The organism is Sporosarcina soli, assembly GCF_042655805.1.
Lineage (GTDB): Bacteria > Bacillota > Bacilli > Bacillales_A > Planococcaceae > Sporosarcina > Sporosarcina soli.
The window spans coordinates 30904-43960 of the sequence record NZ_JBHSNO010000002.1 but is presented as its reverse complement, the minus strand read 5'-3'; the positions used below and the strand labels follow the sequence as shown (position 1 = coordinate 43960).

The window sequence follows — 13057 nt, the reverse complement described above, 5'->3', positions numbered from 1 at the left end:
ATCAACAACCTCTCGCGGAGGCGCCTTGGAAAAGGGAGCCTCCGTTTTCCTGTATTTATCCTCCAATCCTTTCCGAACAAATCCGTAGCACATAATGTTATCGTGAGGAAGATTGTCTTCTTGAAAAAGCATTCTTTTTTCTGTAGAATAAAATGGTTGGATAATATTTCTTTATAGGGCGTAATCTGCCCTTATACCACTATATTACCCATATCCTCAAACGATAAACTTAAAATTACTAGAAAGCTAGGGGAACGAATGACGGAAAGAACGAAAAATAAAAGTATCAAGCAATTGATTCAGTCGACCGTTGCAGCTGTCCAGATGGATATTCGTTTAAAGCCTGATAGCTCTGGAGTGAATATGAGCTATAATTTTATTCTCGATTATGTGGGATTTGATACACAGCGTTTGCAGCAAGCAAGAAACGAAATGCAGACCCACATCCCACTTGATGAATATATCAAGATATTGACGCTACATGAGCTAGGCCATGCAGTGGATAGGGAGGCATTGATGGATTCTTTGCCGCGAACAATGGAAATATACAAAATGAAAAAAAGCCATCCATTTCATCAGCAATATGAGGATCTCGAATTGCTGGAGATGATCATTGAAGAACATAAGATGAATATCCTTTTCGAGGAAACGGCATGGATAAACGCAGAAGAGTTGAATCGGATTTATCGGATTGTTGATTGGCATAGCTTTGAAAAAGTGAAAACGCATAGTTTGTTAACGTATCAGGAACTTTATGAAAAGGATTTAGCACTTTATAATCGACTTGTGGCGGAAAGCAGTGAGCCTGCCGCATCTTAAGCACTTCGAATGCTTGTTGTCCAAACAATCCATAAGCGAAAATCGCTATTCTGTCGGCGATTGTCCAGACCCCCAAAATCCCTCTGCATATGATTCAAGATAGGATTGAATTGTGGGTAGGGGGATAACTATGCAGTGGATAACGATTATACTATTGGGCATTGCTGCCAATTTGGATAACCTTGTCGTCAGTCTTGCTTATAGCGTGAAGCAGACCAAAATTCCGTTTGTATCGAACTTGACGATTGCAGGCGTATCGATGACTGTCACTTATGTTTCAGTAATCGCAGGGAATAGGATCATCGAGTATATATCGCCAGATACTGCCAGCCTGATTGGAAGCTTGTTACTTTGTGTTATAGGAATATGGACGATTATCCCTCATCCTCCAAATGGGGATGCGCCTGAAAAAAATCCTGCATTGATTGACAGAAACGGAGACAAAATTGTTTCGTTTCGTGAGGCGTTGATGCTTGGAGTCATCCTTTCTGCAAATTGTTTAGCCACTGGAATCGGAATTGGTGCAAATGGGATTTCAGCATTAGGGGCTGTGCTCTCGATCGGTTTCTTTTCCCTTGTGACGATAGGGTCGAGTAACCATTGTGGAAAATTGCTCTCCCGAACGCCAATCGGGAAATATCCCTCAACGATTGCCGGTGGATTACTCATTTTCATCGGCATTTTTGAGATTTTTGTCTGAAGGGATTATTTCTCTGTATGGAGATGGTAGATTGTAAAACACTTCAAATTGTCGCCCTGAATATCGATTAATTCAGAATACTCATTTGTTTCTACTTCTAAGTATGGTACCCTTAACTAAAAAGGGGGATTCCGATTGGCGTATTTTCGTACAGAAGATCATGTCGACTTATATTTCGAGGAAGAAGGAAAAGGGAAGCCGGTTGTACTGATCCATGGTTGGTCCGCATCTCGAAAGCATTTCAAAAAACAAATAAACGAGCTGGCAAAACATCATCGTGTTATCTGTTATGATCTCCGTGGGCATGGGGACTCCAGTAGAGTCGAACAGGGTTTGACGATGGACCAATTTGCAAAAGACTTAAGGGATTTGATAACTTATCTGAAATTGGAAGATGTCTCTTTGGTAGGTTGGTCGATGGGCACACATATCATTTGGGAGTATGTGAAAAACTATGGATGCGACAATATAGAAAGTCTCTGCTTTATCGATATGACACCGAAGCTGTTGACAGATGAGGAATGGGATCTTGGGTTATTTGGGGATTTCGAGCATGAGAAAAACTTAGGGACATTGGCGAGCATTGCAACAGACTGGGAAACGCACACACAAGGTTTTGTTCCTGCGATGTTTGCGCCGACTTTCGACGATCCAGAAATGCTGCAGTGGTGTTTTGGGGAAGCGGAGAAAAATACCCCTCATGTGATGCTCGCCATGTGGATAGCGATGGCACTCCAAGATTATAGAGAGATATTGCCGAAGATATCCGTTCCTTGCCTCATCACATATGGAGCTAAAAGTTTCTATCGCAAAGAAACGAGTGAGTATTTGCAAGCGCAGATTCCAGATGCAACATTGGTTAGGTTCGAACAGAGCGGCCATGCACCACAAATCGAAGAAGCTGAAAAATTTAACGATACGCTGCTCAAATTTCTAGGTAAGGTGCTAGCAGTATAAAAAGATAATTGTTCCTTTCAAATAGCGGTATCAATTCCTAACACGATTGTACACTGTGTTAGAAATTGATACCGCTTACAAATTTCGGTTGTCATAACGTCGGTCGTTAAGAACTTTGACTAAAGTAAAGTTGTAGAATATTAAGGTTGTCTAGTACGCAAGTAAGGTTGTTTTCAGTTTTTTCATTTCCAACTCGACATACGCTTTGCTATAATCATAACCGATAAGTGCGATAAAGTTTCCTAAGTGATCTACGATCGGAGCAAAACTTGTTTTCCATTGACCGTAAACATCTTGATACAATGGCGTTACTTCTATGCTTCCTTTTTTGGCCGCCTCAATCGCCTTCATCATTTCTGGCGGGCATTCATAGACTTCGCCTGGCTCCATGACAAAATCTTCATCAGAAACGAGATGAATGATTTCTCCGTTTGGCTGAACCGCAAAAAGAAATACCCATTGAATGATTCCTTCTTGTTTTCTAATCATTGTCAGCTGACCACGCAGCTTCTGAAAGGCCGGATTTTCTGTGGAAATATTGTTTTTTAACGCAATCACTTCCTCCGGTTGAATAATAGCAGCCGTGACGATAGCAATCGAACGCAGGCGTTTGTCCAATTGGTCTTCAAGCACTCTCCGTTTAGTAGTAGGGGATAAGTTTGCTTGTGCTATTTTATCGCGAATTTTTTTATACTTCCGGCTCATCGTCGGCTGACTGATATCTAACACTTTAGCAGCAAGTTTAATGGATTTGTATTGCTCCATTGCCATCGTGATTAACTGATCCTCTACGTGTTCCATCGCCTCGTTCAATGGCATGAGATGTTCAAACATCGGCAGTGCTTTTACCGTGTCTTTCCCTTTAGGAATCAGCTGATGAACAGTATGGGCGTCAATCTCTTCCGTTCGGCTCGTAACAACGAGGCGTTCGATCATGTTTTCTAATTGTCTAATATTACCTGGCCAGTTATAGATTGAAAAAACATCAATCGCATCAGGTGAGATGGTAACGGCTCGATTATGCAATTGATTAAACTTCTGAGTAAAGTGATAAACCAAGTATGGGATTTCTTCTACCCTTTCTCTTAATGAAGGAATTTCAATAGGTACGACATTTAAGCGATAATATAGATCTTCCCGGAACTCCCCTTTATCTACCATTTGTAGCAGAGACTTATTCGTAGCGGCAATGACTTGGATATTTAATTTTATTGGCGTTGACCCGCCTACTGGTGTTATTTCCCTTTCTTGGAGGGCCCTCAGCAATTTAACTTGAAGATTGAGCGGCATCTCACCAATTTCATCCAGAAAAAGAATGCCATGATTAGCAATTTCAAATTTTCCGGGAGCGCCATTCTTTTTGGCCCCACTAAAAGCCCCGTCTTCATAGCCGAATAATTCAGACTCTAATAAGGGTTCTGGAATGGCTCCACAGTTTACCGCGACAAATGGTTTTGAATGTCGAGAACCTAGCTCGTGGATTGTTTTGGCAACAACTTCTTTTCCGACGCCCGATTCCCCTAATAACAGTACAGTAGATGAAACTTTGGATACCATTTCGACCGTGTGAAGCACATCTTTCATTTTTTTACTGTGAGCGATGAACGGAACGGTGATATTGTTTGGAAGTTCTTGATCCGTTTCAGAGCTGGGATAATCTCTTTCAGCAAGTATATTTTCCTCGGTAATTTTTTTAAATCCCCATGCGAATAAATGTTGTTCTTGCACTTCATGACAGGTGACCAGTATGACTTTCCCATGCCAGGAAGTTAGGGTATCTGACTTTTGATATGAATTTATCAGGTCTTTAATAGAAGATTCTCCGAAGAAAGTATCTTTTTCGAGTTCAAATAGGTTCTTTCCGATAATAGAATCTGTATCAACCTCCCAAAAACCCTCCATTTCTCCGATTTTTTCAAGAATATTCCCTTGGCTATCAGTTATTGCAATGCCATCATAAATAGCTAGTAACATGGAGTAGAAGACATCCACTTTCCCTTTAAATGACGTATGATCCATCACTATACACTTCCTTTTCAAATTATTAGGTTCAATTTAATTTCATAATTGATTGAGTATTTCTGAAATGAATTTTTATTTTTGTCAAAACTCCTATTTTTCTAGTATTTTATTGTTGGTACAAAACTTGCAGTAATATGTTTCATAATAAATAGAAGGGGTGATTTACTTGACTCAAAAAAACACAATACAAGAAAATTTGGATTCACAAGACGATTTTATCCGGAATTTGTACACGGATCTCGATAGCAGAATCCAAGATTTCGAAAAAGGGAGTGCCAGAATTGAAAAAATGAAATTAGGTGATGCAAAAGGGACTTTGTTTATTGTTAGTGCGATTGTTGTCTATCTAGTAGTAGTAATTGCGGGGTAGAACAATTATGAATTTGTGGTTCAGAAAATTTTAACATCTAAAACAATATAACACATAAAAGGAGATAGTGACAGGTGGCCAAAGAACAATCGTCCATTTCAAAAGATGTCGCTTTTGGTTTTCTACCCGCCCAGAAAAATGATCGTGTATTCGGATTATGGGATTTAATGCTTATCCAGGTTGGAATTGGTGTTTCTTGTTTTTGTTTGCTTGTTGGTGGTTATACTGGCATGATGGTTGGTGCAAAAGAGGCAATTGCTACAATATTATTCGGGAACGCGTTGCCGGTTTTCTTAATTATTCCGATTACAATCTATTTTGCACGCTATGGTGTCGATACGTTTATTGCATTTCGTAGTTCGTTAGGGTATCTGGGTTCGAATATCTTTTATTTCATTTTCATGGTTCTGACAATTGGCTATATGTCTATCGCACTGTTTATGGCAGGTCAGGCACTTGTTAAGATCGCAAGTTTCCTAAGTCTCCCGGAATTCTTTACGTTAAAGACGACAGGCGCACCATTTTTCGCTATCCTGTTGTTCGCTTTTGCATTTCTCGTAACATTTAAAGGACCGTTATTTATCCGGAAATTCAATATGATTGGCGTACCTGCCATTCTATTAGTCATGCTTGGGCTAATTTCAATTTTGATCTTTGGACAAGGGATGGATAAAATATTTTCTCTAGCACCGGCCGAGCCATATGAGGATACGACACGCTCCTTTATCACTGCTTTGGAGATCAATATCGGACTGGGCTTTTCTTGGCTACCTTATCTGGGGCAATATAGTAGACTTGTTAAAAGTGAGAAGTCTGCATTTAAAGCGGGGTTTTTAAGTTACGGTATTCTCGTGAATATCGCAGCTGTTTTGGGAGCGCTTACAGCGTTGGTCGTCGCATCACTTGATCCGACGGATTGGATGTTTGCTATTGGAGGGACGTGGGTGGGACTTATGGGTCTTGTTCTCCTTACGCTTGGTAATTTAACGGCAACCATTTTCTTGATGTATTCGCAAGCAATTAGTTTTAAAACAGTTTTCCCGAAAAAATCGTGGCTTTTCGCATTGGCTACAGCGGTTCCGACTGTATTTTTACTACTCAGTTCCGTTTTTTACGATGCATTTAACTCTTTTATCACAGTAATTTCCTATATTATGGCCGTATTTGGCGGCATTGTCATTTCTGATTTCTTCTTTGTCAAAAAGCAGCGGATTTCTTTTCAGGATCTTTATGATACGAAAGGTAGTTACTACTACTGGTGCGGTATTAACCCTTCCGCAATCACGAGCTTTATCGTTGGCACGATTGCCTATTGGAGTCTTTATAACCCGATTTTAGATAAAGTAAGTGGGTTGTTCCTTTATATTTCAGCCGGAATACCTGCCTATTTTGCAGCGGGGATTTGTTATTACATCTCTTCAAAATACATTTTTGCTTATAAGGTGGATCGCGAAGAGCGTGAAGCGATATCTGTTCCCGCTAAAGAAAATGTTCTTTGAAGGCTCGTATGGATCACGAATGTTGGCATTTTAAAATGTCCAACATTCGTTTTTTTTATTTTTAGAATTGAATAAGTAAAGTGGTTTAATTGGATGAATATTTTCATTATTGAAATTTGTGTTTAGAAATGAAAGATTCTCTGGTTATATTTTCATTACTTTGATGGAAAGAAGCATGATTAACTAGGTTCAGTAGTTTTTCTAAGTTTGGCACGCAATTTGCATTATATAGTTTTTGAAAAGACGGAAAATATAACTTGTTGAAAAAGGGAGGAGATTCATAATGTTTAAATCTACGAATCTAGATCAATTCACATTTCCTTGGAAAAAAGATACGTATCGTTACTCAAATGATTTAGTTGAATTAGAGAAAGAAAAAGTGAACTTTGTTAAAATCACTCCGGAATACAAAGCACAAATAAAAAGCAAGCGTGAAAAACTGAAGGCACAGGAAAAAGTTCGTTTCTTATCTTTTCCACATACAATTGAAATGCAGTGGGAGATTCTTGAAATGTTAATCGATTTGGCAGTTGAAAAGTATCCAGAACATTTCAGTATTGAAAGAAATGGCGATCATTGGACCTTCCGAAATTTTATCCTCGATGAAAAAGAAGAATTCATTTTCGGTGATGACACAAGCATTCCTTATGAACCGCTCGATTATATTGGTCGTCATTTCCATAATGACTTTGTATTGATGGTCAATCGGGAAGACAATCTTCACTTGGAAGTTGCTCAAGTTTCATTTGCTGCCTTGTTTTCACCACATTGGAATCTCGGCATGACATTTGATGAAATCCATGGACCCGTTCCGTTTGTATCTAAAGACGGCATTGATCTTACGGAAAGGGTACGCAAGTTTTTATTAACGATCGAGCCAGGAAAACCGAGAACAAGGGTGAATTGGAATTTGATGGCGGATCGCTGGGATGTCAATTATGAAACTATGGATGTGTGGGGACCACAACGAGGAAGAGTAACGAGTGAGAATGCAGGTGAACTCGTTAATATCCGTGTTGAAGAGCAATGGTTTATCCGCATGTCGAGAAGTAATGCCATCTTATTTGTGTTAGATACACAATTTTTGCCGCTTGAAGATTTGGTGAAAAGACCAAGTTGGCTTGAATTAGCTTACAGCAATCTTTCGGATATACCAAAGCCAATGGCTGACTACAAAGGGATGACACCGTTTTTACCACAGTCATTAGAATACTTAAAAAATCTTGTTGAAAGTGTAAAAGTAAAATAAGAAAAGAGGTGGAAGAACGATGTATTATAACCCGGTATTATTTGATAGATCAGAAACTATTGTTGAGCAGTTTACAATAAATCCGACAAGAAAGAAGTATCTCATCATTTTCGAACAAAATGAAATAAAAGTTATCAGAGCTTTTATAGATGAAGTTCAAAAAAAGAAAATAGAGCACGACTTAATTGTTATTAGCGGGGAAGTCAATCAGAAAGAAATTCAAAAAATCCTGTTACAGCAAAAAATGGGAACTCAACTCTATATCTCCAGTACGTGGGATAAGGCAGCGGCTATTTTTTCGGAGGCTGTGGAAGCCGGTTTTACAGAAGATGAAATCCAAACAGTCATTCAAGGTCCGAAAAAAAAATTTCTCTATTGTATGAAATGTTTCAGCTTAAATGAAATACAGAACGAAAAAGAGGCAGAGTGCATGCACTGTGAAGCGATGTTGGAAGTGGGACCTTTTTTCTCTATAGTTCGGAAAGGATATATTGGCTATCCGTTCATTCCACTATAAGAACTTAATGTAAGCGGATTCAAATGAAGTCAGATGAATGTCAATAGGGGTGATTGTATGAAAATCTATGGAAATGTAGAGATGGTTGTGAAAAAAATTGAACAGATTACAGAGAATGTTAAACGTTTTTATCTTTATCCGACAACGAATGATAAGCCGCTACCGGCATTTACAGGTGGGTCACATATTACAACCTATGTGAAAGACGGGGATGAAGTCATCGAAAGGCAATATTCACTCGTTAGTCATCCGCTTGAACGATCACATTATTCGATTTCGATTCGGAGGGACGATCATTCAAGAGGTGGGTCTGTATTTTGGCATGATCGAATCCAAGAAGGGAGTCATGTGACGGTCAGTTTACCAAAAAATCATTTCACATTGACCTACCGCGCGAAACACCATGTCTTCTATGCTGCGGGGATCGGGATTACTCCGTTTTTAACGATGATGGAGGATTTGGAACGGGATGGAAAGACGTTTGAACTGCATTATGCGGCAAGGACGAAAGAGCTCTGCGCCTATTATGATTATTTAAATGAAAAATATCCTGGAAAGTGCACTTTCTATTTTTCAAGGGATGAAAAACCCGTTCGGATGACTCCGGATACGATGGTCAATCACCGCATAGGCTCACATGTTTATTTCTGTGGCCCTGTCAAAATGGTAACCGAGTTTAAAGAGGCAGCGAAGACTTTCGGCTATCCAGAAAAGTCGATTCACTTTGAATTGTTTGCGGCTGTAGAAGGACCGAGACATCCTTTTGTAGTGGAGCTGGTTCAAAGTAAAAAAGTGCTTGAAGTAACTCCGGATCAAACATTACTGGAAGCGTTGTTGCAGGAAGGGATTGACGCCCCTTATTCCTGTAAAGCGGGTGGTTGTGGCCAGTGTGAACTTGAAGTTGTGGCAGGAGAAATCGATCATCGGGATATCTTTTTTAGCGACGAGGAACGACAAGAAAGAAGTATCATTTTATCCTGTTGTTCAAGAGCAAAAGAAGGCGAAGAAAAACTGGTTTTAAATGTATAAAATAAAATTGTAATGGAGGAATTGACAATGACTGTAAAAACAAAAGTGATGGAATTAAAGATGTTTATAAATGGAGAATGGAGAACTTCCAACAATAAAGATATCCATGAAGTACTGAATCCTGCGACAGGTGAATTGATTGCAACGGCACCTAGGGCAACGATAGAGGAGACAAAGGAAGCCATTCAGGTAGCGAGAGACACATTTGAAAGTGGGGTCTGGTCAGACCTTACAGCGCAGGAGCGGGCAAAGTACTTATACAAAATCGCCGATAAGATCGACGAGAGATTTGAAGAGTTAGTGGAACTTGAAGTGATGAACAATGGGAAACGAAAAGCTGAGGCGGAGTTCGATGTCGGTGACGCAGCTACGTGTTTCCGCTATTATGCCGGTTTGATCACCACACCTTCAGGTGAAACATATAGTGTGCCGGAACCAGTCCAAGCAATGGTCGTGCGTGAACCGGTGGGGGTTGCCGGTCTGATTGTACCATGGAACTTTCCATTGTTAATGAGTGTTTGGAAAATTGCCCCTGCCCTCGCTGCAGGTAATACAATCGTCTATAAACCGGCTGAAATCACGCCTGTAACAGCCATTAAGTTATTTGAAATCCTCGAAGAAGTAGGAATCCCGACAGGTGTTGCTAATATGGTATTAGGCAAGGGATCAGTCGTTGGCCAAACCATCGCTGAAAGCAAAGAGGTGGATGTCGTTTCCTTTACAGGTAGCACAGATGTAGGTCGTCAAATTATGAAGGCTGCTGCAGGAAACTTGAAGAAAATTTCCCTTGAGCTGGGTGGGAAATCTCCAAATATCATCTTTGCTGACGCTGATTTTGAAACGGCAGTCGATTACGCATTATTCGGGATTTTCTTTGGAGCAGGTCAGGTTTGCTCCTCTGGAAGTCGTATACTTGTCGAAGAAAGCATCTATGACAAATTTGTTGAAAGCTTTATAGAGCGTGCACGTAAAATTAAGGTCGGACCAGGAATGCAAGAAGGAGTGGACGTTGGCGCTATCGTCAGTAAGCAGCAAATGGAAAGTATTCTTGAATATATTGAAATCGGTAAAAAAGAAGGAGCTACATTAGCACTGGGTGGAAACCGCCTGTCTGAAAATGGGCTTGAAAAAGGTAACTTTATCGAGCCAACAGTCTTTACAGACGTGACACAAGACATGCGAATTGTCCAAGAAGAAATTTTTGGTCCAGTCGTTGTTATTCAAAAATTCAAGGATGAAAAAGAAGCGATTCAATTAGCAAATGATTCGGATTTTGGCCTCGCGGGAGGAGTATTCTCCCAAGATGGAGCGAAAGCGCTCCGGGTTATTAAAAAGGTGCGTGCAGGCATTACATGGATCAATTCCTACCATCCGACTTATGTTGAAGCACCTTGGGGAGGATATAAGCAAAGTGGAATTGGTCGCAGCCTTGGAACTTACGGTCTCGAGGACTTCCAAGAGATAAAACAAATCAATATTAATCTTGCAGTCGAGCCAGTTGGTTGGTTTTCATAAGCACCTTTTCTTTTGAATACTTTACTCGAATACAAAGACAAGCCCTGATTCGATAGTGGATACAGAGCTTGTTTTTGTAGTGCTTAATTGGAAATCTATAAGATCTTTCGTCATAAGTTGTCGAAATTATAACTTTATTTTGACTATTATATTCTTCGATAGTAGGATAGTTCTTGAATGATTGAAAAGTTAATATGGTACGTCTATGCGGTTAAGTCTGCATAACACTAGTTCTATCAAAAAAGAGATCAATCGTGAGGTGAAGTGGAAATGGCTCGTTATGAATATGGCGGAGATGAGTTTATTTTTGTGGAATTATCCGAGGAAATGGGATTGGAAGTCAATTTCCAAGCAATGGCGATTACTGAAAAACTGAAAGAAGAGGAACTACCAGGAATCGTGGATATTTGTCCTTCAAACGCATCATATATGGTCCGTTTTAATCCGGATAAAATACATCCCGACGTGCTCATTGCAAAACTGCAGCATTTAGAGGAAACGGTCTCCATTGATGATATTGAAATTTCTTCACGGATTGTCGATGTTCCGATTTTGTTTGATGATCCATGGACAAATGAGGCGTTAATGCGCTTCAGGGATCGCCATCAAGATCCAAATTCGACCGACTTGGAATATGCGGCTCACATCAATGGATTTGACTCGAAAGAAGAATTGATAAAAGCGATCACAGATTCCCCTTACCTCGTATCGATGATCGGCTTTGTTCCAGGGTTGCCTTGGTGCTACCAAATGGTTCCGAGAGAACGGCAAATTGAAGTACCGAAGTATGTTCGTCCGCGAACGTATACGCCAGAAAGAGCGTTTGGTTTTGGCGGAGCATTTGCAGTCATCTATCCAGTGGAAGGGGCTGGAGGATACCAGTTATTCGGAACAGCAGCAGCGCCAATATTTGAAAAAGAGCAACGTTCCCCTGATTTCAAAGAATCGTTAACATTCCCAAGACAAGGGGATATTTTCAGATATCGCAGTATCGAGATGGACGAGTATGAGAAAATCCGCGAAACGGTTGAAAAGGGAACTTACCGTTATTTAACAAAAGATATTACTTTCAAACCGAAAAACGTACTGGATGATCCAAAAGGCTTCTCCGAAGATGTATTAGGGAGGTTGTATGCATGATCAAAGTCATTAGTCCCGGTTTGCAGACGACAGTTCAAGACGGTGGACGTATCGGATTTTATGAAGTCGGTATGCCCCCGTCCGGCGCGATGGACAAATACTCCTATACGGTCAGTAATTTGCTTGTCGGCAATAATGAAAACGCTGCCACTTTGGAAATTACGTATTTGGGGCCCGTTCTGGAATTTCAGGAAGATGCGCTTATCGCGCTCACGGGGGGCGAAATTCCTCCGAAAATAAATGGGGAAGCCGTACCGATGTGGGAATCTTTCTCCGTCAAAGCAGGTGATCGGCTGAGCTTTGACTTTGTTAAACAGGGCGCCAGGGTGTATCTTGCGGTGGCGGGCGGGATTGATGTTCCGGTAATTATGGGATCCCGTTCCACATATACATTATGTGGAATTGGTGGTTTGGAAGGCAGGCCCCTCCAAGCGAATGATCAACTGGTCATCGGTGCAGATCGTCTTCATTCGGTACAAGCTGGCGCGCGGGTTGCAGATGAATTGATCCCGACGTTTTCGAAAAAGCACGAAATTCGAGTGGTGTTAGGTCTTTGCAGCTATCGATTAACTGAAGAAAGTAAGGAACGCTTTTTCTCCATCGATTGGAGCGTAACACCGGAAGCCAATCGGGTCGGTTATCGGTTCAAAGGGGAACGTTTGAATTTTGTTGAACGTGAACAGCCGTTTGGTGCGGGAAGCAACCCGTCCAATGTAGTTGACCTTGGTTACCCGATCGGATCGATTCAAGTACCGGATGGTGTTGAGCCGATTGCCTTGTTGAATGATGCTGTAACAGGTGGAGGATATGCCACGATAGCGACCATCATCAGTACAGATTTAAATAAAATGGGGCAAATCAAGACGAACGAAACTGTAAAATTCGTTTCGGTGAGCATCGAGGAAGCACTTGCAGCGAGAAAAGAAGAAAAAGACAAATTGAATGCAATAAAAGAACAACTTTACTTAGGAGCGGGAGGGGCTATTAATGAGTAATCATCAAAAAATACTTGCAGCAATACCCGGCATTTTTTTCCGTAAACCGTCACCAGAAGAAGCCGTCTATGTGAATGAAGGAGATGTGGTGAACGAAGGGGATACAATCGGTTTGATCGAAGTGATGAAAACCTTTTATGAGGTGAAAGCGGAATCGGCAGGAGTCATTGAAAGCTTTTTAATCTCGAATGAAGAAATTGTGGAAGCTGGACAAGAGCTTGCCTTACTAAATGGAACAAAGTAAA

At 40.7% G+C, this 13057-nt stretch carries 13 protein-coding genes; 12 read left to right on the top strand and 1 reads right to left on the bottom strand.

Annotation, left to right across the window (positions count from 1 at the left end):
• The first annotated feature begins 258 nt into the window (after nucleotides 1-258).
• The 3 genes from ACFPRA_RS03245 to ACFPRA_RS03235 all read left to right on the top strand — a co-directional run bounded on the left by ACFPRA_RS03245 (nucleotide 259) and on the right by ACFPRA_RS03235 (nucleotide 2476).
• Nucleotides 259-819, top strand: coding sequence for an integrase (locus ACFPRA_RS03245; RefSeq protein ID WP_381430711.1), 561 nt, complete (start codon nucleotides 259-261; stop codon nucleotides 817-819).
• A 130-nt stretch (nucleotides 820-949) separates the two neighbouring features.
• Nucleotides 950-1519, top strand: a complete 570-nt coding sequence (locus tag ACFPRA_RS03240) for a manganese efflux pump MntP (RefSeq protein ID WP_381430708.1) — start codon at nucleotides 950-952, stop codon at nucleotides 1517-1519.
• 135 nt (nucleotides 1520-1654) lie between these two features.
• Nucleotides 1655-2476, top strand: coding sequence for an alpha/beta fold hydrolase (locus ACFPRA_RS03235; RefSeq protein ID WP_381430704.1), 822 nt, complete (start codon nucleotides 1655-1657; stop codon nucleotides 2474-2476).
• 150 nt (nucleotides 2477-2626) lie between these two features.
• Here ACFPRA_RS03235 and ACFPRA_RS03230 read toward each other — a convergent pair whose 3' ends face one another.
• A complete protein-coding gene (locus tag ACFPRA_RS03230; RefSeq protein WP_381430701.1) occupies nucleotides 2627-4495 on the bottom strand; it encodes a sigma-54 interaction domain-containing protein in 1869 nt (622 codons plus the stop codon).
• A 169-nt stretch (nucleotides 4496-4664) separates the two neighbouring features.
• Here ACFPRA_RS03230 and ACFPRA_RS03225 point away from each other — a divergent pair, with 169 nt between their 5' ends.
• The 9 genes from ACFPRA_RS03225 (at nucleotide 4665) to ACFPRA_RS03185 (ending at nucleotide 13056) form a co-directional block, all read left to right on the top strand.
• The gene (locus tag ACFPRA_RS03225; protein WP_381430698.1) at nucleotides 4665-4868 is read left to right on the top strand and encodes a hypothetical protein; all 204 of its coding nucleotides are present in this window, start codon (nucleotides 4665-4667) and stop codon (nucleotides 4866-4868) included.
• A 74-nt stretch (nucleotides 4869-4942) separates the two neighbouring features.
• Nucleotides 4943-6367: a purine-cytosine permease family protein gene (locus tag ACFPRA_RS03220; RefSeq protein ID WP_381430695.1), complete on the top strand. Its 1425-nt coding sequence runs from the start codon at nucleotides 4943-4945 to the stop codon at nucleotides 6365-6367.
• Nucleotides 6368-6650: 283 nt separating this feature from the next.
• Complete coding sequence (locus ACFPRA_RS03215; RefSeq protein WP_381430691.1) at nucleotides 6651-7616, top strand: heme-dependent oxidative N-demethylase family protein; 966 nt, start codon at nucleotides 6651-6653, stop codon at nucleotides 7614-7616.
• A gap of 19 nt (nucleotides 7617-7635) precedes the next feature.
• On the top strand, nucleotides 7636-8133 hold the full coding sequence (locus ACFPRA_RS03210) for a hypothetical protein (RefSeq protein WP_381430688.1): 498 nt from the start codon (nucleotides 7636-7638) through the stop codon (nucleotides 8131-8133).
• Nucleotides 8134-8190: 57 nt separating this feature from the next.
• Nucleotides 8191-9162, top strand: a complete 972-nt coding sequence (locus ACFPRA_RS03205) for a PDR/VanB family oxidoreductase (protein WP_381430685.1) — start codon at nucleotides 8191-8193, stop codon at nucleotides 9160-9162.
• A gap of 45 nt (nucleotides 9163-9207) precedes the next feature.
• Complete coding sequence (locus ACFPRA_RS03200; protein WP_381430917.1) at nucleotides 9208-10677, top strand: aldehyde dehydrogenase family protein; 1470 nt, start codon at nucleotides 9208-9210, stop codon at nucleotides 10675-10677.
• Between the two features lie 270 nt (nucleotides 10678-10947).
• Entirely contained in the window at nucleotides 10948-11817 is an 870-nt protein-coding gene (locus ACFPRA_RS03195; protein WP_381430682.1) for a 5-oxoprolinase subunit B family protein, read from the top strand.
• Nucleotides 11814-12812: a 5-oxoprolinase subunit C family protein gene (locus tag ACFPRA_RS03190; protein WP_381430679.1), complete on the top strand. Its 999-nt coding sequence runs from the start codon at nucleotides 11814-11816 to the stop codon at nucleotides 12810-12812. Before ACFPRA_RS03195 ends, ACFPRA_RS03190 begins: the two co-directional genes overlap by 4 nt.
• Nucleotides 12805-13056 (top strand): acetyl-CoA carboxylase, encoded by a 252-nt coding sequence (locus ACFPRA_RS03185; RefSeq protein WP_381430676.1) that lies wholly within the window; start codon nucleotides 12805-12807, stop codon nucleotides 13054-13056. Before ACFPRA_RS03190 ends, ACFPRA_RS03185 begins: the two co-directional genes overlap by 8 nt.
• Nucleotide 13057: the final 1 nt, after the last annotated feature.